Below are 22,919 nucleotides of genomic sequence, written 5' to 3' on the forward strand. Positions count from 1 at the left end.
GATGATAATATGTGAGGAATAATCGCGTCTGAAAGAGGCTTCATGCAATCTGAGGTTGTCATTACCGTTGAGGGTCTCGTCAAACGGTATGGCGAATTTGAGGCACTTCGCGGCATCGAATTCGAGGTGGGCCGCGGGGAGGTTTTCGGTTTTGTCGGCCCGAATGGTGCGGGCAAGACGACGACGATCGAGTGCATCGTCGGCCTTCGACGCCCGACCGAAGGAACTGTCAGGGTGCTCGGTCTCGATCCCGCTGCGAACCGACCACAGACGACTGCCCATGTGGCTGTGCAGACTCAATCAGCTAGCCTCTTCGACACTTTGAGCGTCATCGAGACGCTGAGGCTCTTCGGATCGTTTCACAAGAATCCGCTCGATCCCGACGACGTTGTTCATCAAGTCGGGCTCCAAGATGAGCGCGATCATCGATCCAAGAATCTCTCTGGTGGCCAAGCAAGACGGTTGCTTCTGGGCGTCGCACTTGTCGGTGACCCGGAGATCGTTGTGTTGGATGAACCCTCGGCTGGGCTGGATCCCGCGGCACGGCAAAACCTCTGGATGCTCATTGCGGCCCTTCGCAAACGGGGTGTCACTGTGCTGCTGTCAACACACGACATGGAGGAGGCGACGTCGCTGTGCGACCGGGTCGCGATTCTCGTCGCCGGTCGGGTCGCGGCACTCGGTTCGCCTGCCGAACTCGTTCGTCAGCGCAGCGCCGAAAGTACCGTCTCCTTCACTGTTCCGACCAACACGAACCTCGATTCTCTGGCCGCACTCGCTGAGCCGGGCGGCATAGTGACATCGGTCATTCGCGGGGCCGTTCGTGTGACGATTGCTACCTCCGACCCCGACAGAGTTCTGCGGCGAGTGACATTCGAACCGTCAGTCAAAGCAAGCGAATTCGACATTCGTAACGGGACACTCGAAGACATCTTTATCGAGCTGGCTCATGAAGAGCAGTCTGAACGCGGGAGAAAGCCGACAGCATCTACGTCGAAGTGGAAGAAGGCGCACTCATGAACCCCAAATCGATTGAAGGCCGCCGCTCGATCTCGCCCCTTCAGCAGCTCACGCTCACAAGCTCGCGTGAACTCTTCAGAAACGCCAAGACCATCATCGCGATGCTCTTCATGTTCTTCTTCTTTCTGCTCATCATTGGCGGTATCAACGTCGCAATCAATGACAGTCGCGTCGCACCGAACGTCAGCGTGACCGGCGCAACGCAACAAGCCCAAGATCTCGTCGCCAAGCTGAATGCTCAGGGCGTCGTGGCGGTCTCTGGTGCCCCAGAAGGTTCGACGACCGCGCAAGTCACGCTGTCCGGCGATTCTGCAGACGTCATCTTGTCCACTCCGCACCCACCCGCATGGATACCCCTCGTGAACACGGTGCACTCGGTTACCGGCATCCCTACCTCGAAAATCACCGTTGCCGACGCTGATGGGTCACCCGAGGTGGACCTGCTCCGTGTGAATCTGTCGACAGTGCTGATTGCCGGCCTCATGGCCATTGCTTTCATGGGTACCTCAGTGCCCGTTGTCGCGCTGCGTCAGCGTGGAACTCTGCGCCTTCTCGGTACCACGCCAGTCAGTCGCCTGACCTTCATCGTCTCGCAGACCCCCGTACGATTCGCGCTGGGCGTCGGAGAGGGCGTCATCATTCTCGGTATCGCGATCAGTCAGGGGTACATCGAGTCTGTGAACGCGCTCCAGTTAGCGGTGACGTTCGTTCTCGGGCTCGCCATGCTTTTCGCGTTCGCCTACCTCTTAGGCTCTCGCGCCAAGAACACAGATTTGATCACTCAGATCACAGGCATCTTGCCCGTCATCATGCTCCTGACTTCAGGAACCGTTCTTCCGCCCGGCATTTATCCACCATTCGTTTCAACGGCGATCAATTTCATCCCGAGCACCTGGTTCATGCAGGCAATGAGCAGCCAACTCGCGGGTACTGAGCCGTTCGTTAGCATCGATCTTCTGTGGGCGCTGATGGCCGTAGTCGGTGTCTTCGTCGCGTTGCTCGCCGCGAGAGTCTTCAAATGGGATCAAGGAGACCTGTGATCGGTTCTGTACCTATTCTGGGGGTCGCAGTCACTGAAAAGCCTTGACCGGTCTAGTTTAATGAGCTTTACTCGTATAGCTGCAGGACGACGATGTTCTGTTGCAGATCTGAGGAGTAATGCATGAAAAGAGAAATCTGTGGCTCGATAATTGCGATCGGAGCGCTATTCGTTTGCCTCGCCCAACCGGTTGGAGCCCAGGCATCAGAGGGTGATCAAGGTGGGGGAGTCTCCAAGGTGGGTAGCGCGACGATGACGGTCGGGGGCTTCGATGCCGATGTGGCAGCGAAGAACGGCTTCCAGATCACAGTCGATGCTGCGGGCAATCAAGAGTCCGTTCCAATGAGCGACTCGGCCAAGGCGCTGGTGGCAGCCGCCGCGCAAGCTGGTCACGTTGACCTCGGCACAATCGGGGGCCCGTGCGGCTCATCGTGGCTCGAGATGGCACGGGCCGGCGGATCCAGCGTCTACTTCAATACCGGATACAGCGTGTATCTTCCGTCGCTCTGGCACAACTGGGCAGTCGATATCTTCAGCAGCCACGGCGGCTACTCGTTCGGTCTCGATGGTGGCCCCTCGGCACCGACGTGGGATGACGGGTGGACTACGAACGTCGGCAATAGTGCAGGCACGCACGGCAACGTACGGCCAGGTTCATTGGCCGTGCTCACTAACGGCGACGTCTGTTACTCGGGCTCTCCGACATCGGGAACCTGAGAGAAGATCTCGCCGTGTTCTTTTCAGATCGCTCAGGAGACAGGGCTGCCGGCGGTGAGCTGAACACGGTGCAGGATGAGCGACGGGCCGCTCTCAAGCTTGGGCGGCCCGTCGCCCACCTCGTTCAAAGCGATACCGTGAGATTCCGCGGCTACTACTGGCGGGGGAGTGCTCCGGCTGGTTTTCCCATGAGACAACACATGGTTGACGTTGTGTATGACGTTGACGTGGGAGGAGACGTCGTCGAGATCAGTTTGCGTAGTTGGTTTGGCTCACGCGGTGCTCGTGCTCTCGACGATTCGTGGGCATTCGATTCGCTCGTTGCGGCTCACGCTTTTGACCTGTTGCGTGCGGACAACGGTATTTCGCGGTCTGCCGCTCATCAGTTGGTCGGCGAAGCTCTTGTTCTCGGGGGCAGCCAGCCCGAGTTGACAGAAATTGTTGCGGGCGACGTTCGTTGTGAGATTCGATTTGACCAGGGGGCAGTCATTACGATCGCCTCGCGCCCATCAGAGCATCCGTTCCACGACGTTCAAGTCGCCGTCTTCGTCACGATACCGTGAGCTCGGCGCTGCTAGATTGACGGGATGGTTGAAGGGTCGCTTCAGGGCGAGGTTTCTCGATGTAGAGTTGAGGAGAAGACAGGATTCGATTCCTGTTGCAGATTGCCTAGGGTCCGCCAGCTGCCGCTGGTGGGCCCTTTGTCTTTGGTCGCAGCAAGTTTATCGGTAACCTGAGAAATAGTCAGCCAAGACCGATGTTGTTTGGCTCTGACGCGATAGGTGGGGGCAGGCAGCTGCCTACGGCTACCAGCTGACGCGAGGGATACGAGGAACGTACGTGTTCGTGCAAGATGCTGGCGCAAGGAGTTGCTGACTCCCGCGCGTACGGCGGAGCTCATTCGGGGTGAACTCGCGGCGGGCAACCCTGATGTTGCCATTCGCGTTGCGACCGAGATGGCCAGGCGGCTGCAGCTTGCTGATGACGCTGACCTCTCGGCATTTCAATCGGCACCCTCATCAACAGGCAGGCCGGAGTGGGACACGTTTCTCGCGACGGTTGTCCTGTGGGAGTCACACGAGCGCGGCTTGAAAGCGCCTTCGTGGACGGACTATGCGCCGCTTGCATCGGAGTGGTTCGTAGGATAGGAACGCTCTACCGAGCAGGGCTGGCGCGAGTTGGTTCGCTCCGAGACGCCGGAGGAATTTCTTGAGCGGGGAATTCTGATTCGTGAGAAGAGCCTCGGCATCGGCCAGGTTGCCTCGTCATAACTCCGTTTTTTCCGGTGTTCTGATTCCGTGTCGTCGACGCGGGAATCACCCCAATGAAACCGAGCCGACAGAGGTGCGCGACCCAGGCGCCCCGCTACCTTAGATCTATGGGCTCCACCGACGATTACCGCTTCCGAACCTTCCCCGCCGCGGCGGCCGACTCGGCGACGAATACCTGGATCCAGGCCGAGCGCCGCGGCTTTCACGACACCCGAGCGACCGACGAGCAGCTCGCACGCACGGCCGACCATCTCGTCACCGACCGACGCCAGCTCACCGGCGCTTACCGCGGCGACAAGCTGGTGGCCACCTTCGCCTCGTTCGAGAGCACCCTGAACGTCGGGCCGAACGCGCTTCTGCCGGTCAGCCTCGTCTCTAACGTCACCGTGCGGCCTACCCACCGCCGCAACGGCATTCTGCGCCGCATGATGACCGACCATTTGCGTGAGGCTGCCGCCGCGGGCATGGCGATTGTTGCCCTGACGGTGTCGGAGGCCACGATTTACCGGCGGTTCGGCTTCGGCGTTGCGACCTGGGTCAGCCACGTCGCCCTCACCACTGACACGCGGTTCCGGATGCTCGGCGAACCTCGCGGGCGGTGCGAGTTGATCGAGGCCGCCGACCTCGCCACCCTGGGCCCGCAGGTGTTCGCGGCCTTCCACGCGGCGCATCCCGGATCGGTCGATCGGCACGCAGCGACCTGGAACCGTGTCACGGGCACGGCCACCGAGAAAGACGATGCGAACCCGGGCGTCTATGCGGCTGCGCACTACGACGAGGCCGGGCAGGTCGATGGGTACGTGTCGTACCTGTTCAAGGGGTGGGATACCGCGCCGCAGACACTCGAGGTGATCGATCTGGTGGCAGCAGACGACAACGCGTATCTGGGCTTGTGGGAGTTTCTCGCATCCGTCGACCTGGTCGAACGCGTCGAGTGGGAGGCCGCACCTGCCGACGATCCGCTGCGCTGGGCGGTTGCCGACTGGCGCTCGCTCGCGCTGACGGGGCTCGAAGATTGGCTGTGGATTCGCGTACTCGACGTCGTGGCGGCATTCGAGGCGCGGGCCTATGTCGGTTCAGGGTCGATGGTTCTGCAGGTCACGGATGCTCTGGGTTACGCCACCGGCACGTACCGGCTCGCCGTGGCGGATGGTCGGGCGACGGTGACTCGCGACGATTCGGCAGCACCCGACGTCTCTGTTGAGGCGCCGACGCTCGGCTCGCTCTACCTTGGCGGTGTCGACGCGGTGACGCTTGCCGCGGCAGGGCAGCTCGTGGAACACACTCCGAACGCGGCCTTTCGCGTTCGCGCTCTGCTTGCGCCGGTCGCGTCGGTCTACGGGTCCACTCACTTCTGACGGAGCTAGGCCGGCGAGTCGCGCGACTCGCTCGACTCGGGTCGCGCTTGTCGCAAGCCCCCCGATGTAATTGGACAACCGGGCCGGCCCGAGCGCAGTCTGAAGCTATGGAATACACCCACCTTGGCCGTACTGGCCTCAGCGTTTCACGTCTGTGCCTCGGCACCATGAACTTCGGACCGCAGACAAGCGAGCCCGATTCTCACTCGATCATGGATTCGGCGCACGAGAACGGCATCAACTTCTTCGACACCGCAAACGTATACGGCCAAGACAAGGGCCGCGGCGCCACGGAAGAGATCGTCGGCCGCTTCTTCGCGAAGGGCGACGGTCGCCGCGAGAAGACGGTGCTCGCGACGAAGGTCTACGGCAACATGACCGACTACCCGAACGACGGCAAGCTGTCAGCGTTGAACATTCGCAGGGCTCTGGATGCGAGCCTGAAGCGCCTGCAGACCGATTACGTCGACCTGTACCAGTTTCACCACGTTGATCGAGACACCCCGTGGGATGAGATCTGGCAGGCGATCGACGTCGCGATTCAGCAGGGCAAGATTCTTTATGCGGGCAGCAGCAACTTCGCTGGCTGGCACATCGCAACGGCTCAGGAAGCGGCGCGCAAGCGCAACTCGGTAGGGCTGGTCAGCGAGCAGTCGCTGTACAACCTGCTTACGCGCGACCTCGAGCTCGAGGTGATTCCGGCCGCACAGGCGAACGGTCTGGGCATCATTCCGTGGTCGCCGTTGCAGGGTGGCCTGCTCGGGGGTGTGCTCAAGAAAGATCGCGAGGGCAAGCGCCGCCTCGAGTCACGTTCTGCAGAGAGTCTGTCAAGTCATCGCCCACAGATCGAGGCGTACGAGGCGTTCGCCGATGAGCTCGGTCACGAACCGGGAGACATCGCGCTCGCGTGGCTGCTTCACCAGCCTGCCGTCACCGCGCCGATCGTCGGGCCACGAACCCAGGGGCAACTCGACTCCGCGCTTCGTGCGGTCGACCTGAAATTGGATGTTGCGGCCCTCGCCAGACTCGACGAGATCTTTCCCGGCAAGAAGCCGGCACCCGAGCAGTACGCCTGGTAGCTTGCGCCTGCGGGGGTCGTTGTAGAGCCGATCTCGAGGTGGGTGAGCCCGTGCATCCACAGTTCGCGGAGGGGTACGACTCTCGCATGTTCGACAGCGTCGCGGCCATGCGGTCGGCGATCAGGGCTCGGTATGCTAAATCGCTTGGAGGGCGTTGAAGCATTCATAGGCGAGGCGTTCGGTTTTCGTCACCACTCACGCAACGCAGCGCGCGCGAGTTCTCGGGCGCCGTCACTCAGAAGTGCTTCGGCCTTCATCCCTCGACTACCGAAGAGTTCGCCGGTCGCGGCCCACGTCAGCACGTCGACGGTGCTTCGAACGGCGCCGAAGGCTTGTGACCTGGAGTACGAATTCGAGCGTTCGAAGTGCCACCCTGCGGCACCGGTCAGCCAATCGAGTTCGTCGATCAGCGTGGTCAGAGCAGCCGAGCTCGCCGACGCGCCCGACGGCGCGGCTGAGACTGACAGGTCGTCAACGGCGAAGTCCTCCTGCTGCGCACCGACGAGCAGCAGCAAGAGCATGCCGATGTCAGGAGCCCACCGCCCGCTTTCGACAGGCAACCGTTTCGCGATGTGCCGCCACAGCGCAACGGGGTCGTGAGCCACCTTCGCGCCCGCCACAGTCAGCCCGAAATGTCCTTTGCGCACGCGCGTCAGTCCGAGAGCCGAGACGGTGGTTCGCAAATTGAGAAGCGGCGGCGTCGCTATTTCGCGGTTGGCTTCACCGATCCACCACTTCTTCGGGTCGAGCTCGGCCATCATCGCCGAGACTACCGATGGCCGAAGGTAACTGGCAGTCGTGAGCGAGACACCCTCAGGCGGAATGAACGACAAAAACGTTCCGATGACCGCGGTCGCACGAGCCGCATCGGCCTCGCTGGGGGCTGGGCGATCGTCGTTGACACCGCAAGCGCCGAGAACTCGCATTGCGTACCGGCTTGCGTCGTCAGTGAGGGTTTTCAGAATCAGGTCTGCCAGGGGCGATGGATGCTCGGCCAACCATGCCGGCACTGCTCGCGCCGCGCTCAGAGACGAAAGACGCGCATTGAGGTCGACGATGTTGACCTCTGCATCCGCATCTTCGAGGAATTCAGGGCCGTAATGCTCCAGCTGCTCCTGCACCCATTCGTCTTGGTTCGTGCTCGGCTCTCGAGCTGCTGCGAGCAGCTCATCGAACGAGTGGATGCCCCCGATGTCTTCGGGCGGACCGTTGCGGCGGGCCACGAGGCACTGCGCAGGTCGAGCATCCGGTGCCGCTTCGTCGAGAGACTCGACCTTCTCGACGACGATACGATGACTCCAGTTGTCGCCGAAGTCGTAGGTGTACGTGAAGGCGTCGCCGGGGCCGCTGACGACCTGGTCGAGCGTGACGGTCGATTCGAGGATGCCGTCATCGCCCTCATCGATCTCATACTGCATGACGATGCCAGGCACATCACGGGAGTAGGCGGCGCCGAGGTCGAAGCGATGCAGGTGGCTGTTGGTCCACCCAAACGCCTCTTTCAGAACATCGTGAACGTCGGCCATCGTGAATTCGCCAGGAATGACCAATCGCCGCCAGAGCGGGGGCCGGGCACCGACGAGGTCGGCGCGAAGCTGAATTCGCACGGGGGTCTCGGGTCGCGGCGGCAACTCGAACGCCTTCGCGGCAGGTACTCGTGCCTCAGAGGCGAGCGCGGTGAGCTGATGAAGCAGCTCTCGCGGGTCGACGCCTTTGGTTGCGGCCAGGAATCGCGCCACGAACTGCTCGGTCGATTCGGAATCCGGCGACCTACCGGTTTCGTCTTCTACGCGGTCGTCGCTATCACGGTCGCGGTTTCTTGGCTCGCTACTCATCGCGATCAGAATACTGCGTTACCACTCCGAACAGCATCAGCATCGACCTCGCCGCCGTGATCAAAGTGACATCAGCGGTCGGTGCTGAAGTCGTTGCTGCGCCGTGTCGCCCGCTCAGTCTGCAATCGGGCCATGTTCTCCCGTTTAGGATAATCCAAATTGTACCGATCAACATAAACACGGATATACTGAATCGTCTAAACAGGGAACACGTGCTGCGAGATTGGTAACAGGACATGAAGCGATCAGACGCGGTTCGTCGTGTGCTGGCCGATGCCGCGTTGCAGGGGAGGCGTACGTGGGCCAACGCCACCGATCTTGCCTGGGAGGCAGGCGTGGCGGTGCCCACTGCTTACAAATCCATTCGACCACTCATCGACATCGGGGCGGTTTGGCAGCGTCCCGGCGGCGGTTTCACCGTTCTCGATCCCGAACGGGTCGTCACGGTGCTTGCTGCCGACCGAACCTTCCGGGACGCAGTTGCGACGACAAGCGCCACCGAAGCCGAGGCGCTGGCGGGGTCGCTTCCTGCGTATGCCGTGGGTGGAACGCGCGCTGCGGTTCATCATCTGGGTGGTGTGAACACTGTCGCTGACCCTGGACAGGGAATTCTTTACATCCCTGAAGGGGCAGATGTTTCTTCGTTGACAGAAGGCACCGATGTCATTGTCTTCACCGCAGACGCTAAGGCCTTGAAGGCATGGCGCGCGGGGTACACGAGTATCGCGCAAACATACGCAGACCTTTTTGCGCAGCCCGGCTGGCAAGCGTCTGAGTTTCGACGTGCGCTGTGGCGCAAGTTGTTCGATGTAGACGATTGGTCTCGCGCGGAGGCTCTAAGTGGCGACTAATGACTCGCAAGAACGAGACCATATTCAGAAGATTCTTGACTACCTGGGTGAGGCATTAGACCCATCGGTTCTGATTGGCGGATGGGCGACATTCGAGATCGTCGGCGGCGAAATCAGTAAAGACATTGATCTCATCATCGGCTCAGACGAGGTGCGCCAAAAGGTTCTCGATCGTGTCGAGCAGTTGAGCACCAGCGACCATCTGCAAGGTAAGAAATGGCGCGGGGTGGTTGAGGGCATCCATATCGATATCTACATTCCGTACCAGTCCCAATTGGGTGCGAAGCTGCGTCTCAAGGTCGAGGTTCTTGCTCGCCACACCGATCCGGTCGACCGGGTGGGCTGGAAGCTCCTCACCATTGAAGCGCACACCCTCACCAAGCTCGCTGCGGTTCTCGACAGGCCTGAGACGGAAAAAGGCGCGAAAGACGCTGGAGAACTGCTTCGGTTGCTGGAAAAGGGCGTTGACGCCGCCGCGGCATGCGCGATCCTTGTCGAGGCCACAGCTGTTGACCCAGACGCACTGCCGGAGTATGTAGACACGGGGTTTCGCCACATTGCCGAACGTTCGGGCGCAAACAAGGCTGAGCGTCGGATGCTGGATAGGCTTCGCCGAACGTGGGGCGACGAAATCCGTGCCGCGATCGACACCACTCAGCCTGGTCGGCCCGTCATCTTCTGAGGTGTTTGTGAGCAACATCAGTGCAACGCTGCTGAGATGGCATGATTGCGCCGTCACCCTCGGCGCGTTAGACGGATCCGCGGTTTGCGTCCTCGCGTCTTCCTCCACAAGCATCGAATTCGAAGAGTTCTCCACATCCGCTTTTCTGAGCGGGGAAGTACCGCCCGAAGACGCCTAATCTCGCGCTCATGACTGATTTGACGTACGAACCGACACCACTGACATTCGCTGAGCCCGGGGAGGCGTGGGGTGCGCTTGCCTCACGGTTTCCAGAACCGGATTGTGGCCGATTTTTTTCTACGAACGTGGGCAACGTGATCGCCCCTGGGCTGTGCATTCTCATTGGGGAGGCGAAGAGCGACAGGCGGCCACGAGTATCCGAGAACAGTTCGGGCTCGAGCACGACGAATGGGACATTCAAGAAGACGACTACTGCTTTGAATGTGGTGCCGTGACGGACCGGTCTGGAGAACTATGCATCGGAGACGAGTCCAATGACTGGTCGATTCTCAGTGCGATGCACGGAGAAGTCGAGGAGACTGCGAGACCAGCACTGGTTGCTGTGCGGCATCCCTCGGACTGCCTGGCCGAACTTGGTTGGACTGGAGCGGTGAACGCCGGGATGCTGGGTGCCGACGCCAAGGTTGTGCTCGAGTCGTGCCAGAAGCGGTTCGGCGCCAATGTCTACTTCGCCTCAGAGAGTCGGCTTCATTTGATCGTGACTCGTCCGCCCACAAACCCTGTCGAGGCGAGGTTGGTAGCTCGCGAACACTTTCACTTCTGCCGGTATGACAGTCAATTCCACGGACTCGGCGGCATCGAACCGTATGTGGCCAGGCTGATCGGAAGCAGCGAGTGGCGGTTCTGGTGGGATTAGCGGTTGGCCAGGAACAGGAGCGTATCGGCTGGGAGTGGGCTACCCCGCGCCTGCCCTGGTTGCCAAATAAGGTGCTCATCTCTATCTAAGAATGACTCTGACCCCGAGTGTTTCGAGTGCATTCAACAGAATCGCTGAGTGAGCACCCCTCGGCATAACGGCCCGGTAAAGATGGCATAACAACGCCGTTACACTGCACCCGCTCATGCTGAACGCTACCTATCGTGGAGCCATGAAGCGAAAAAATCTCATCGTCGTCGGTATCGCGGTCGTTCTTCTGCTTACCGGATGCTCGGCAGGCTCGTCATCGAACTCGTCGAGCAGCTCGCAAGACTCTGGTGTCGCCGGTTCTGCGCAGGCACCCGCGGGGGTCGCCAACGGAGGCAACTCAGGTGCGGCGGGTGCCGGCTCGACCGCGGCCGGCGCGTTGTTGCCCGACACGCAGGTCGTGACAACGGGGTCGATCGCGCTGACGGCGGATGATCCAGCTGCCGTCGCCGATCAAGCAGTTGCTCTCGTCGAGACCGCCGGCGGTCATGTCGACAACCGCACTCAACAGAGTGCGAGCGACCGCACCAGCGCTCGCGCAGATCTCGTGCTTCGTGTGCCGAGCGCCAATGTCAGCCAGGCGATCGACTCGCTGAAGAAACTCGCAACCGTCGAATCGGTCTCGATCTCGGCGACCGACGTGACAACCCAGGTGCAAGACGTGGATGCTCGCATCACTGCTCTGCAGACATCGGTGAACCGCCTGCTCGACCTGATGTCGAAGGCGACTGACACCGCTGACCTGATCACACTCGAAACGACGCTCTCGTCGCGCCAGGCCGATCTCGACAGCCTCGTCGCGCAAAAGGCTTCGATTACCGACCAGGTGCAGTACTCCTCGCTGACACTCGGCATCAGCGGCACGCGAGCGCCCGCGACGGTGGCGCCGTCAGACTTTTGGAGCGGACTCGGTATCGGGTGGGCATCCGTTGTCGCAGCTCTCTCGGGAGCGCTTGTCGTTCTTGGCGTTGCGCTGCCCTGGATCGTCATTCTGGGCGTGATCGCGCTGATCGTGATTGTGATCGTGCGGTTCGCCAGCCGTAAGTCGCGGCGCGAAAACGCTTCGACCGAAGCCTGATTCAACGCCTGCCTTCTCGGTGTAAAGCTTGTCGCCGAATTGGCTGCTGCGCCGTGTCGCCCGCTCTGTCAGACTGAGTTCACCGTGGCAAGGAGGCCAGCATGTGTCGGTGGCTTGGATATATTGGGGCTCCCATCGAGCCCCGTGAACTTCTTTACGACACCGAACGTTCGCTCATCGAACAGAGCCGACGGCATGCTCCCGACATGGCCGTTCCGAATGGCGACGGCACGGGGCTCGGTTGGTACGGGCACAGGGGCGAGCCTGCCTTGTTCCGCAGCGATGCGCCGGCCTGGGGCGACGCGAATCTGCGGGAACTTGCATCAGAGATCTCGACCGGCCTGTTCCTGGCACATGTGCGCGCCGGCACCGGAACGCCTGTGCAAGAGACGAACTGCCATCCGTTCAGGTACGGCAAATGGCTTTTCGTGCACAACGGCTACATCGCCGACTTTGCAAGCATCAGGCGCGAACTGCTCATGGCCGTCGACCCGGTGCTTTTCGGCAACATCCAAGGCTCGACCGACTCAGAGCTGATGTTTCACCTCGCCCTGACCTTCGGGCTCGAGAACGACCCGATCGGCGGATTGGAGCGGATGGCCGGGTTCGTCGAATCGACCGCCGAACGCGCCGGCATCCTCTCGCCACTGCAAATGACCATCGGAATGACCGACGGCGAAAGCCTCTATGCCGCCAGGTACTCGAGCGGACCCGTGACGAACACGCTGTTCGTGAGTGAAGATGTGCAGTCGGTGCGGATGCTCTACCCAGAACGTGAGCGACTGACGCACCTCTCCGACACGGCACGAGTCGTCGTCTCAGAGCCGCTGGTCGATCTGCCGGGAATGTGGCGCGAGGTGCCGGCGGGCAGCGCTCTGATCGTGCGCGAGCAGCTCGAACAGTTCGAGTTCGCTCCCGCCGGTTTCGCAACTCACGGCAGTAGCAAGTAGACGCACGGCTGGCGTGGTTGTCGCGCGCCGAGCGATACGGGGTTGGCCCCCGCATCGCACCCGACGTTCAGCGCAGCCGGCGGCGGCGCCGCACGACGACGAACCCGGCACCGGCAGCCATCAGCAACAGCGCTACCGCGAGAAGCAGCGCGGCTTCGCTGCCGGTGTTAGCCAATGCGCCGGTCGAAGAGCCTGCCGTCGTGGAAGTGCTGGAGTCGCCGGTGCCAGAGCCGGTGCCCGTACCAGCGCCGCTCCCCGAACCAGACCCAGAACCGCCGCTGCCAGCCCCAGAACCGCCATTACCCGAGCCGCCTCCCGCACCCGGGTCGGTGACCGTGATGCCGAGCACCGACGCGAGAAGCTTCACGGCGGTGACGGCGTCACCGCTCAGCAACGCATGTTCGGCGTCAGCGGTCAGCGCCGACGAACCGTCGACCGCCGTGCCCGCTACGACCGCGTTCTGCGCGAGGTCGCGCACCACCGAGACCAGCAGGTCTTCGTTGGCGAGCGTCGCAGCGTCGGCGCCAGCCGTCGAAGCCGTCAGGTCGGTGGCCGCGACAGCGGTTCCCGTGTTGATGGAGGCGAGCGCCGAGGCGGTGTCGCCGCCCGAGAGGGCAGCCGCCGCAGCCGCCGCGAGCTGGATGGCCGCGGCAGAGTTCGTGATGGCCCCTGACGAATCCCAGACGTCTGCGGAGAGCAGCGCATCCACTGCCGCCTTCGCCGCGCCAGCGGGCAGGCCAGCCGAGAGCTTCGAGATACGCGCCTTCGGAACGTCGGTGCGCTCACCCCAGCCATACGCGAACAGCGGGTCGTAGGTGGCGTCGCCCACGTTGATCGGCACCTGGTCGGCCGAGGCGGGCCAGGTCAGCGGCAGACGGCCGGTGAAGGGCGTGTCGCCGAAGAGGGTGTCGGCGACACCTTCGCCCTCGCTGCCGGGCAGGAAGGAGGCGACGAGCGCCCCGATCTCGCTCAGCTTGTCGGTGACCAGCTGACTGCGACCGGCAACGATCAGCACGGCGCACTTCATGGCGCCGCAGACCTTGTCTATGGTGGCGCGGTCGGCGTCGGTCAGCGAGAGGCTGTGCCCGTTGTTTCCGACGTCGCCCTGGCCTTCGGCGTAGGGGGTCTCGCCGACCACGACCACGCCGACCGAGCTGCCGGTCATCGGAGCCGAGGCGTCTTTCGAGTAGGTGATCGAGGCATCCGGGGCCACCTGCTTCATGCCCGCCAGAATCGTCGTACCTTCGGTCGCCGTGGGACCCGAGCCACCCTGCCACGAGATCGTCCAGCCTCCCATCTGGTTGCCCAGGTCGTCGGCGTTCGAGCCGGCGACGTAGATCGAGGCGTTCTTCGCGAGCGGCAGCACATCGTCGTTCTTCAGCAGCACCTGCGATTCGGCGGCAGCCTGGCGGGCGTCGGCGCGGTGTGCGGCCGACCCGAAGTCGGCTGCGGTGCTGCGGTCGGTGTACGGATGCTCGAACAGACCCAGCTCGAACTTCTGCGTCAAGATGCGCTTCACCGCGTCATCGACTCTGCTCTGGGGAATGGTGTTCGTCGTGGTGACGGCATCGGTCACGCTGGTGATGAAGGCGCCGAAGTTGTAGGGCGCCATCGCCATGTCGAGCCCGGAGTTCACCGAGCGAACGACCTTGTCTTCGTAGCTGCCGCCGGGCAGCTTGTCGATGCCCTCCCAGTCGCTGATCAAGAAGCCGTTGAAGCCGAGCTGCTGCTTCAGTACGCCCGTGTTCAACGCGGTGTTCTCGTGCATGCGCACGTCACCGGTGCCGGCGATGTCGACACCCGAGTACGAGGGCATGATGCTGCCGACGCCGGCCTCGATGGCCGGAACGTAGGGGTCGACGAAGGTCGTCATGAAGTCGGCCATCGACGGCGAGTGGGTAAGGCCCTGGTCGATGGGGTATCCGTTGCCGGCCTTTGTCGGGTCGTAACTCGTGCCGCCGTCGCCGGCCCAGTGCTTCGCCGTGGCGAGCACCTTGTCGGGGCCCGACTTGTCGGTCGGGTCGGTGCCCTGCAGTCCGACGATGTTGGCGGCCGAGAAGCTCGTGACGAGTGCCGGGTCTTCGCCGAACGACTCGTAGGTGCGGCCCCAGCGCTCGTCCCGGCTGACGCAGAGGCAGGGCGCGAAGGCCCAGTTGACGCCGGTGACCTTGGTCTCGACGGCGGTGTCTTGCGCGAGCGTCTCGATCAGCGCGGGGTCGCGCGTTGCGCCCAGGCCGATGTTGTGCGGAAAGATCGTGGCGTCGAGCACGTTGCTGTGCCCATGCACGGCGTCGGCGCCGTAGAGCAGCGGAATCTGCAGCGAGGTCGAGAGCGCCTGCGACTGGAAGCCGTCGACCATATCAGCCCAGGCCTCGGGAGTGTTCGCGGCCGGAGTCGATCCGCCGCCCGAGAGAATCGAGCCGAGGCCGAGGTCGGCAATCTGGCTCGGGCTCGAGAGGCCGAGCCGCTCGGCCTGGGTCATTTGGCCGACCTTCTCGGCGAGGGTCATGCGGCTCATCAGGTCGTCGACACGCGTCGCGATGGGCAGCGACGAGTCGAGGTAGGGCAGGCCGTGCGCGTTGATGACAACACGGGGTGCGGATGCGGGCAGCTGGGCGCCGGCCGCGTCGAGCACCACCGGGATGCTTCGCGACTGGTCACCACCCGACGTCGCAAGAGTCTTCACGTCGAAGTTCTGTGTCGATCCGGAGGCCGCGCCGGCCGGGAACGTCACCGAACCGGTGAAGTCTTCGACGTTAGTGCCGATGGCGGCGGTGCCGCTGCCGGGGGAGTACTTCACCGTGACGGGGGAGGTCAGGGCATCCCCATTCGACGTGGTGAGGGTGAGGCCGACCGAGGCCGTCTCGCCCGGATTCACGATGTAGACGTCTTTCGACGAGCTCACCGTGAGGTTCGCGGCCTGCGCCGGGGTGCCGTAGATCTGGGCGTCGTCGACGGCCCAGCCGGTGCTGGTGGGCTTGCCGGGCGCGAAGGTGATGGCGAAGCCCCACGCGCTGGTCAAGTCGAGGGTGCCGTTCTTGGTGGCGGAGTCGCCGGGCTGGTACGCACCGAGAGCGAAGGCCGAGAACGGTAATTCGACCAGCTTCCAGCGGCTCGACGAGCTGCCCCAATTGTCTTTGAACGTTGCTGCCCAGAGCTCGGAGTGCTCACCGTCGGGGCCGCCGTCTTTGATCTCGACCTTGATGTCGTCACCAGCTGTGGGCGAGGCCGGGTTGCTGGCCTGTGAGGCATACCACCAGAAGCGGACTCCGCGGTACGAGCTCCAGTCTTGCGACGACGAGAGGTTGTCGCTGAAGCCGGCGTAGGCACCGCCCGAAGGGATCTGGTAGGTGCCCGAAAGCACCTTGTTATCGGGCACATCGCCGCGCGCCTGGTCGGTCACGTCCATGGTGGCGAGGTTGTCGGCCGAGCCCCAGGTGAAGAAGCCCACCGGGTTGGTCGACGAGCCGATCGGCACGGTGCCCTGGAAGTCTTCGAGGGTTGTGGCGCGTTCGAAGGTGGCGAAGTCGTCGAACGAGTAAGTGCCCGAGCCGAGGCCGGTGAGCGTTACCGCGAAGCCAGCCGAGGCCGACGGCACGAAGCGCGCGGGGTCGGAGTGATTGCCCTTCAACCGCAGGTCGTCGAACAGAACGGTGAGCTGGCGCCAGCCGGTGCTGTCGTCGACCACGTTCTGGTCGAAGATCTGGCCGCCGCTCTTGAGCTCGTATTCGAGTGTCTTGCCCGTGCCCGTGCCGAGAAACCAGAAGCTGAAGCCGTCTGAGGCCGACCAGTCTTTCGGGCTGGTGTCGTTGGTGAAGCCGAACCAGTCGCTTGCGGTCGGGGTGCCGGTGACCGTGGCCACGAGCACGTGGTTGTCGGCCGGCGCGCCCACGATGGTGTCGTCGATCGTTGTCGTCAGAACGGGTTTGAGGCTGTCGGCGCTCGCCCACGTCGAGTAGTCGGCGGGCACTCCGCCCTCGAAGTTCTGAATGACCGTCGTGGCGCCATTGTTCGGCAATGTGCCGGTGGGGTGGATGCTCACGACTGCCGAATCTCGGCTGCCCACCGTGATGCCGGCCGACGGGTCTGCAAGCTTCAGCGTGAAGGTGCGCTGCGGGGCGAGCGCGCCGTGCGAGACGGTCGGAACGGTGAACGACGCCGACGTCTGCCCGGCCGGAATGGTGACGGTCTGGTCGACCGCGGTGTAGTCGGTGCCCGCCACCGCGGTGCCATCGGCGCTGGTGACGTGCACGGTCTGGTCGGTCGCGGCTGCGCTGTTGAGGCTCACGGCGACGGATGCATCGGCCCCGGCTCCCACCGAAACGGCGGTCTGGTCGAACCCTGCGGTCGGCACGGCGACGGTGCCGTGCACCTCGAAGGAGAACACCGAGTAGCCGTAATAGTGCAGCGTCGGGGCGTCCCAGGTGGCGGCGGCACGCTTCAGCATCGCCAGACGTACGTAACGGGCATCCGTCGGCGTAGCGAAGGTGACTTGCTCGGTGCCGCCGACCCCTGCGGTCTCGGAGGCGGCTGTGCTCCAGCTCGCCTCGTCGTCGGGGTTCGCCTGGGCGACCTGCACGTCGTACGCCACGGCGTAGGCGGCCTCCCAGCTGATCGAAACGCCGGTGAGGGTGCCGACCTGCCCGAGGTCGCTGGTCAGCGACGCGGTGAACGTGGTGTCGGAGTCGGGGCCGTTACCGCTGGCCCAGCGGGTGGCCGGGTTGCCGTCGGTCGCGTTCGAGGCCGGAAAGTTGCCGTCTTTGTCGTTCTGCGACGCCGACGCGGTGGTGGTGCCGGTTCGCGCGAGGTCTGGCTCGGCCGCGCTCGCCGTCTGGCCCACAACGAGGGCGCCGCCGATCAGCGCGGAGACGACCCCTGCGCTGAGCAACGCTCGCAGCGGGCTGCGACGGCGTCGGTGGGAACGGGCGGCAGACCTCTGGCCGAGTGCGGGCACAGTCACTCCTTCGTAACAGACAGCACTGCCGTGGAGCGGGCAGTTCTGTCAGTACATCGTGTGAATTAGTCCGGCGACAGGACGATATCGAAACTCTGCGGCGGTCGGGCGTGGCGCGCGCGGCCGCCGCCAGGGTTATGCAGAGCGGCGGTCGTTCGCGGCAGAAGTCGGGCGGCCGCACGCGTCATGCAGAGCGGCGGTCGTACGCGGCAGCCGACTCGCGCGTGCCGTGCCGCCCGGCGATGCGATCGGATGCCCAAGCCGCCGCCAGCGTTCTGTCGATGATGCCCATCAGTTCTGATCGCGTGCCCCAGGCGGCAGAACGAACGACCACGCTCACGGTTGCGTCTTGACTGAACTCGGCCAGCGCCTCGCGAACGCCGGCCAGCAGCGGCTCACCCACCGAACCGATGCGTCCGCCCAGAACCACCACCTCGGGGTCGACGAAGGCGCAGAGCTGCGCCACGGCGCGGCCGACCCGCAGGCCAGCACGGTGATAGTCGGGCAGGCACTCCGCGATGACGGCCTCGAGGCAACCTCTGCGCCCGCATCGGCACAGCGCGCCACCGGGCTGTACCTCGATGTGGCCCATTTCACCTCCGAGGCCGGTCGCCCCCGCGAGCAGGGTGCCGTTGACAATGAGGCCTGCCCCGATGCCGTCGCTCAACTTCACGTAGAGCAGGTTGTCGATTGCTGTCGTGCCGCCGAACATCCGCTCGCCCCAGGCGCCGAAGTTGGCGTCATTGTCGATGATGACCGGGCAGCTGAGACCGGCTGGGGCGGCATCGGCGAGGTTCGTGCCGTGCCAGCCGGCGAGGTTCGCGGGGGCCCGAACGGATGCCCGGCCCGAAGCCCGGCCGGTCGTGATGGGGAACGGCAGCGAAATTCCGAACCCGCACACCTCGGCGAGGGTCGACCGGGCCTGGTCGAGCAGTTGCATGACGAGCGAATGCGTTGCAGCGAAGGTCTGTGCAGAGCCTTCATCGACGGGAAAGTGGATGCTCTGCTCGACGAGCTCGTGGCCGTGAAGGTCTGCGACGGCCACCGTAATGTGCCGGTGCCCGATGTCGCAGGCCACGATGACGCCGTGCTGCCTCGCCAGCTGCAGCACGGCTGTGGGGCGACCACGGGTCGCTCGCGCCCTGCCTGCAGACGCCGCAGACGCCGCCGATGCGGCCGAGACCGCGGCGGCCGAGACCGCGGCGGCCGAGACCGCGGCGGCACCGAGGCGGTGCTCGATGACCAGGCCCTGGGCGATGAGTTCTGACACGGTCTGGGCGACGACGCTGCGCGAGAGTCCGGTGTGTTCGGCGATCGCCCGGCGGGTGGTTTGGCCTGCGCGGCGGATGAACTCGAGGTGGTCGCCTGCGCCTGAAGGGGTCATGGCTGAGACTGACACAGGCGATCCTCTTCGATGACCAGGAGCCGCTGGCGTTCGCGGCAGAGACGTTGTGACCCCCGAATGGGTCGCACAGACAGACTACGTGAGAGAACTCACAGAAAGAAGGGGCGCCTGATCCTGACACGGGATCCTGACACGGCGATGACGGCGTTCGATGCGCTCCCGGATCAGGAGAAAGTCCAAGCCAGTCAGGCGGCGTGCGTGCAATCGAAGTTAGTGAGCAAGTATCATTAACGTCGATTGGCATCCGGTTAAACAACGACGGCCCCTTGCGGGGCCGTCAAACGCAGGTTGTGTTGAGGAACCGGCGCGGGGTGTGGATTGACACTAGCACGCCACCTCGTGGCCCCCTAATCGATTGGGATTGTGAATTGCCGAGTAAAGCGATCGCTTACGTGGATGGATTCAATCTTTACAACGGCATTCACGATGCCTTTCAGCACCGATATTTATGGCTCGACCTAGTGAAACTTCTCGAGAACTTACGCCCCGCGAACGATTTGGTCACGGTCAAATACTTCACGTCGACGTTGCTTGACGAACCAGACGCGCAGGGCAGGCAAGCCGAATACATTGGCGCTCTTGAAGCTAAATATCCTGGGCGAATCGAAGTCGTCATGGGGCGATATCAGCGCAAAAAGATGGTCTGCAAAGTCTGCGGTGTTCAATGGACCTCCTATGAAGAGAAAGAGACGGATGTGAACATCGCTGTTGAGATTGTCTCCGACGCTCTCGCGGGTAAAGCCCAAAGCCTTTACGTAATCAGTGCAGACAGCGATCTAACGCCAGCAATCAAGCTGATTCAGCGTCATCAGCCCACAGTCTTTGCCATGGCATTCTTTCCGCCGCGCAGGAAATCGGATGAGTTGCTAAAACTGATGCCGAGCTCGATTGTCATTGGACGACAGAAACTCCGCGATGCGCAACTTCCGGAGATTGTGACGACGGATTCTAGGGCGTTCGCTCGCCCAGCGAAGTGGCGACCAGCACTTTTTGAAGACGCAGGGCCGATTGATCTTGCAAGCCTCGGGGCGTCAATACCGAAACCAGGAGCTCACGTGCGCGACCATCAAGGCAGCCGATAAGCCGCCCGGCCGGCCCTAATTCTCGATCTCGTAGATCGAGGCGGTTCGCGGTAATTCGAAACTCGGGGGCGAGTATTGCTTCTCATTGAACAGGTGTTTAGTATGTTGAACATGCGTTCAGTATTGCCAGAAGATGCCACGACGAGGGCACGTATTCGCGACACGGCTATCGAGCTGTTCGGCCGCGATGGGTTTCGCGAGACGACCGTGCGCGCGATTGCGACGCGGGTCGGTGTGAGCCCGGGCCTCGTGCTGCACCACTTCGGCTCGAAAGACGGGCTGCGGGAGGCGTGCGACGACTACATTCTCGCCGAGGTGGAGAAGCCCGGCGAGACCATCGGCAACGGCGAAAAACCGGGGGCCAGTGCGAACATCCAGTCGTGGCTCGGGCGCACCGATGAGCACCGCCCGTGGCTGCGATACATCGGCCGGATGCTCGCCGATGGCTCTCAGGCAGGTGATCACTTGTTCGCTGAGTTCGTCGCCTACACCGAACGTGTCTTTGCTGAGGGGGAGGCGAACGGGTCGGTGCGCCCGTCGAGCGACCCGCACATGCGCGCGGTGACGTTGACGGCGTACAGCATGTCGGCCCTGCTGCTCGAACGGCAGTTCGCGCGGGCCGTCGGCGCGACCGAGCTGACCAACGAGGTCGTTGCGGCGATGGCGCTGCCGGCCGTCGAGCTCATGACGCACGGCGTCTACACGACTGACGATCTGCTGCGTGCGACTCAGGATGCGCTCGGTGTGGGAGGCGCTGATGATGGCACTAGCGGCGCGAGCCGCGCGAATGGCGCGGGCGGAACAGGCGGCGATGGTGGCGCGAGTAGCGACGGCGCAGCCGAGGGAGGCGCTGGCGCATGACGACGGGCTCGACCGCGATCGAACTCGCGGGGGTCAGCAAATGGTACGGCCGGCTCCCCTCCGGCCACTCTGCTCTCGACAGCATTGACCTCAGCGTCGAGGCCGGGTCGGTGTTCGGGATGATCGGGCCGAACGGTGCAGGCAAGACCACCACGATGCGGTTGCTGCTCGACATCATCCGACCGAGTGCAGGGTCGATCAGGGTTCTCGGAAGCGAGCCGAAGAGCGGTGGGCCCGAGTTGCGGCGGCGCATCGGGTATCTTCCCGGTGAGCTGAGGCTTGAGGGGCGGGTGACCGGGCGCTCGCTGCTGCAGCACTATGCGCGTATCAGCGGGCCCGTTGCACCCGGCGCGATCGACGGTCTCGCCGAACGCCTGGGCGTTGAGCTCGACCGCCCGGTGCGCACGCTGTCGAAGGGCAACAAGCAGAAGCTCGGGCTCGTGCAGGCGTTCATGCACCGGCCTCCGTTGCTGGTGCTCGATGAGCCGACGAGCGGGCTCGATCCGCTCGTGCAGCGCGAGTTTCTGGCGATGGTGCGCGAAGCGCGAGACGCGGGGCAGACCGTTTTTCTCAGCTCGCACATTCTCAGTGAGATTCAGCAGGTTGCTGACTCCGTAGCGATTCTGCGGGCCGGTCGCATTGTGACGGTGAGCTCGGTAGAGGGGTTGCGGCAGAGTGCGGTGCGGCGAGTGCGCGCGGGGTTCGCAGACGCGACGCCGGGGGCCGTCGAGGTGGCGCTGGCGGGCATCCCGAACCTGAGCGACCTGGTCGTGAAAGTAAGCGGTAGAGCGGCCGGGGGAGTCACCGACATTACGGCGACCGTCGGCGGAGACATCGACGCGTTCGTCAAGGCGATTGCGGCGTTCACGATCGTCGACCTGGCGATCGAAGAACCCGATCTCGAGGAGTCGGTGCTGAAGATGTACGGAGCCGAAGCGAGGGCCGAACGTTGAACGCCCCCGTGCTGCCACTCTTTCGCCAGGCCATCGCCCAGTCGTGGCGGTCGACGCTCGGCTGGACCCTTGGCGTCGCCGCAGCCTTGCTGCTGTATCTGCCGCTGTTCCCCTCCATCGGCGGGGCAGGGTCGCAGATGGGTCAGCTCATCGCGAATCTTCCGCCGCAACTCGTGAGCGCACTGGGGTACAACGACATCACGTCGGGCGCCGGCTACACCGAGTCGACGTTCTTCGGGCTGCTGGGCTTTGCGCTGATCGTGATCGCCGCAACGTCGTGGAGCACGGCCGCCATCGCCGGCGACGAAGAGAGCGGCGCCCTCGAACTCACGCTCGCGCACGCAGTCAGCCGCCAGCAGCTGGTGCTCGAACGCACCCTCTCGGTCGCGGTGCGGCTCGCCTGGCTGGCGCTGGTCAGCGCGGTGTTCGTTCTCGCTCTGAACTCGAGCGCACAGCTGGGCGTCACGGCCGGTCACGTGGTCGCGGTGAGCGCCGCCTATCTGGGCCTCGGGCTGGTGTCGGCCACCCTCGGCCTGGCCGTGGGCGCGCTCACCGGGCGCCGAATCTACGCGACAGCGGCCGCCGCCGGCGTCGCCGTTCTCGGTTACATGTTGAACGCGATCGGCAGTCAGAGCAGCGAGTTGGATGCTCTGCGAGACTTCTCACCGTACGGTTGGGCGTTTCATCACACCCCACTGGCGAGCGGGGCAGACTGGGGCGGATTAGCCCTGCTCTACGGCTTCAGTGCGGCCTTCGTCGTCACCGCCGTTGTGGCGCTGCGCACGAGAGACATCGCGGGCTGACCCTCTTCGCGCCACCGACGATTCACACGCGCTTCGCTCTCTACGACAAGGATTCA

Annotated in this window: 18 protein-coding genes; 15 read left to right on the forward strand and 3 right to left on the reverse strand. The window is 63.5% G+C overall.

The features are described 5' to 3' along the window. Positions 1-42: 42 nt before the first annotated feature. The 6 genes from IEX24_RS03245 to IEX24_RS03270 all read left to right on the forward strand — a co-directional run bounded on the left by IEX24_RS03245 (position 43) and on the right by IEX24_RS03270 (position 6,484). Positions 43-1,020 carry an ABC transporter ATP-binding protein gene (locus tag IEX24_RS03245; RefSeq protein WP_188673572.1) on the forward strand — a complete coding sequence of 326 codons (978 nt, stop codon included), beginning with the start codon at positions 43-45 and terminating at the stop codon, positions 1,018-1,020. Then, positions 1,017-2,060 carry an ABC transporter permease gene (locus tag IEX24_RS03250; protein ID WP_188673575.1) on the forward strand — a complete coding sequence of 348 codons (1,044 nt, stop codon included), beginning with the start codon at positions 1,017-1,019 and terminating at the stop codon, positions 2,058-2,060. The genes IEX24_RS03245 and IEX24_RS03250 overlap by 4 nt, the downstream gene beginning before the upstream one ends. 251 nt (positions 2,061-2,311) lie before the next feature. Beyond that, on the forward strand, positions 2,312-2,776 hold the full coding sequence (locus tag IEX24_RS03255) for a hypothetical protein (protein ID WP_188673577.1): 465 nt from the start codon (positions 2,312-2,314) through the stop codon (positions 2,774-2,776). A gap of 14 nt (positions 2,777-2,790) precedes the next feature. Next, on the forward strand, positions 2,791-3,339 hold the full coding sequence (locus IEX24_RS03260; RefSeq protein WP_188673580.1) for a hypothetical protein: 549 nt from the start codon (positions 2,791-2,793) through the stop codon (positions 3,337-3,339). An 815-nt stretch (positions 3,340-4,154) separates the two neighbouring features. Then, positions 4,155-5,405: a GNAT family N-acetyltransferase gene (locus IEX24_RS03265; protein WP_188673583.1), complete on the forward strand. Its 1,251-nt coding sequence runs from the start codon at positions 4,155-4,157 to the stop codon at positions 5,403-5,405. 107 nt (positions 5,406-5,512) lie between these two features. Then, entirely contained in the window at positions 5,513-6,484 is a 972-nt protein-coding gene (locus IEX24_RS03270) for an aldo/keto reductase (protein ID WP_188673586.1), read from the forward strand. 188 nt (positions 6,485-6,672) lie between these two features. On the opposite strand, the gene IEX24_RS03275 is transcribed toward IEX24_RS03270, so the two are convergent. Beyond that, the gene (locus IEX24_RS03275; RefSeq protein ID WP_188673589.1) at positions 6,673-8,319 is read right to left on the reverse strand and encodes a plasmid pRiA4b ORF-3 family protein; all 1,647 of its coding nucleotides are present in this window, start codon (positions 8,317-8,319) and stop codon (positions 6,673-6,675) included. A 236-nt stretch (positions 8,320-8,555) separates the two neighbouring features. Here IEX24_RS03275 and IEX24_RS03280 point away from each other — a divergent pair, with 236 nt between their 5' ends. From IEX24_RS03280 to IEX24_RS03300, 5 genes are all read left to right on the forward strand, one after another. Beyond that, positions 8,556-9,170, forward strand: a complete 615-nt coding sequence (locus IEX24_RS03280; RefSeq protein WP_188673592.1) for a hypothetical protein — start codon at positions 8,556-8,558, stop codon at positions 9,168-9,170. Next, entirely contained in the window at positions 9,160-9,852 is a 693-nt protein-coding gene (locus IEX24_RS03285; protein ID WP_188673595.1) for a hypothetical protein, read from the forward strand. The genes IEX24_RS03280 and IEX24_RS03285 overlap by 11 nt, the downstream gene beginning before the upstream one ends. A 562-nt stretch (positions 9,853-10,414) precedes the next feature. Continuing rightward, on the forward strand, positions 10,415-10,729 hold the full coding sequence (locus tag IEX24_RS03290) for a DUF4253 domain-containing protein (protein ID WP_188673599.1): 315 nt from the start codon (positions 10,415-10,417) through the stop codon (positions 10,727-10,729). 232 nt (positions 10,730-10,961) lie between these two features. After that, on the forward strand, positions 10,962-11,855 hold the full coding sequence (locus IEX24_RS03295) for a DUF4349 domain-containing protein (protein WP_188673601.1): 894 nt from the start codon (positions 10,962-10,964) through the stop codon (positions 11,853-11,855). Positions 11,856-11,956: 101 nt separating this feature from the next. Next, positions 11,957-12,805, forward strand: a complete 849-nt coding sequence (locus IEX24_RS03300; RefSeq protein WP_188673604.1) for a class II glutamine amidotransferase — start codon at positions 11,957-11,959, stop codon at positions 12,803-12,805. A 67-nt stretch (positions 12,806-12,872) separates the two neighbouring features. Here the strand turns inward: IEX24_RS03300 and IEX24_RS03305 are convergent, their stop codons facing one another. After that, positions 12,873-17,759, reverse strand: a complete 4,887-nt coding sequence (locus tag IEX24_RS03305) for a glycoside hydrolase family 3 N-terminal domain-containing protein (RefSeq protein WP_188673607.1) — start codon at positions 17,757-17,759, stop codon at positions 12,873-12,875. Positions 17,760-17,943: 184 nt separating this feature from the next. Further along, entirely contained in the window at positions 17,944-19,158 is a 1,215-nt protein-coding gene (locus IEX24_RS03310; RefSeq protein ID WP_188673609.1) for an ROK family transcriptional regulator, read from the reverse strand. 398 nt (positions 19,159-19,556) lie between these two features. Between IEX24_RS03310 and IEX24_RS03315 the strand changes: the two genes are divergently transcribed. The 4 genes from IEX24_RS03315 (at position 19,557) to IEX24_RS03330 (ending at position 22,863) form a co-directional block, all read left to right on the forward strand. Next, the gene (locus tag IEX24_RS03315; RefSeq protein ID WP_203585945.1) at positions 19,557-20,246 is read left to right on the forward strand and encodes an NYN domain-containing protein; all 690 of its coding nucleotides are present in this window, start codon (positions 19,557-19,559) and stop codon (positions 20,244-20,246) included. A gap of 111 nt (positions 20,247-20,357) precedes the next feature. After that, positions 20,358-21,107: a TetR/AcrR family transcriptional regulator gene (locus tag IEX24_RS19440; protein WP_188673618.1), complete on the forward strand. Its 750-nt coding sequence runs from the start codon at positions 20,358-20,360 to the stop codon at positions 21,105-21,107. After that, positions 21,104-22,060, forward strand: a complete 957-nt coding sequence (locus tag IEX24_RS03325; protein WP_188673620.1) for an ABC transporter ATP-binding protein — start codon at positions 21,104-21,106, stop codon at positions 22,058-22,060. Before IEX24_RS19440 ends, IEX24_RS03325 begins: the two co-directional genes overlap by 4 nt. Beyond that, positions 22,057-22,863 carry an ABC transporter permease subunit gene (locus tag IEX24_RS03330; protein ID WP_188673623.1) on the forward strand — a complete coding sequence of 269 codons (807 nt, stop codon included), beginning with the start codon at positions 22,057-22,059 and terminating at the stop codon, positions 22,861-22,863. The genes IEX24_RS03325 and IEX24_RS03330 overlap by 4 nt, the downstream gene beginning before the upstream one ends. Positions 22,864-22,919: the final 56 nt, after the last annotated feature.

Source organism: Subtercola lobariae (assembly GCF_014640255.1).
GTDB lineage: Bacteria > Actinomycetota > Actinomycetes > Actinomycetales > Microbacteriaceae > Subtercola > Subtercola lobariae.